Source organism: Acinetobacter sp. YT-02, from assembly GCF_002412355.1.
Taxonomy (GTDB): domain Bacteria; phylum Pseudomonadota; class Gammaproteobacteria; order Pseudomonadales; family Moraxellaceae; genus Acinetobacter; species Acinetobacter towneri.
In genome coordinates this window covers 1-538 of the sequence record NZ_NOZT01000013.1, presented here as the reverse complement: position 1 = coordinate 538, position 538 = coordinate 1, and the positions used below count along the sequence as shown (strand labels likewise).

At 36.6% G+C, this 538-nt stretch carries 1 pseudogene; it reads right to left on the bottom strand.

Features of this window, described 5'->3' with window-relative positions:
* Nucleotides 1-18: 18 nt before the first annotated feature.
* Nucleotides 19-538, bottom strand: a pseudogene (locus CF596_RS05695) (IS4-like element ISAba1 family transposase); the annotation flags it as partial.

Here is a 538-nt window from a genome sequence, read left to right as displayed (position 1 = left end):
CTCTGTACACGACAAATTTCACAGAACCCTTATCCTATCAGGATTCTGCTTTCTTAAAATTGCCAAAATTTCCTTAAACTCTTCTTTTTTCCCAAAACCAATTAAACGCTGAATCGCCATTTGAACATAGTCTAAACCATAGCGAAATAAACTCATTGAGAGTCGTCCATGCTTCTTTATTTTTATCGCTTTTTTTTGATTATGTTGCCATTCACCCGTTAAGTAACACCAACAGAAGCTTATAGCTAACACCGCAATCAATTTTTTCACTCGTCTAGGGTCTGTCAAGCGCGTATTTTCAAGATTAAACCCGCGTCCTTTGAGACAACTGAATAAGGTTTCAATTTCCCAGCGTAATGCATAATCCTGAATAGCATTGGCATTAAACTGAGGAGAAACGACGAGTAAAAGCTCTCCATTTTCTAACTGTAGTGCACTTATATATAGTTTCACCCGACCAACCAAAATCCGTCGTTTACGACATTCAATTTGACCAACTTTAAGATGGCGAAATAAATCACTAATTTTATGATTCTTT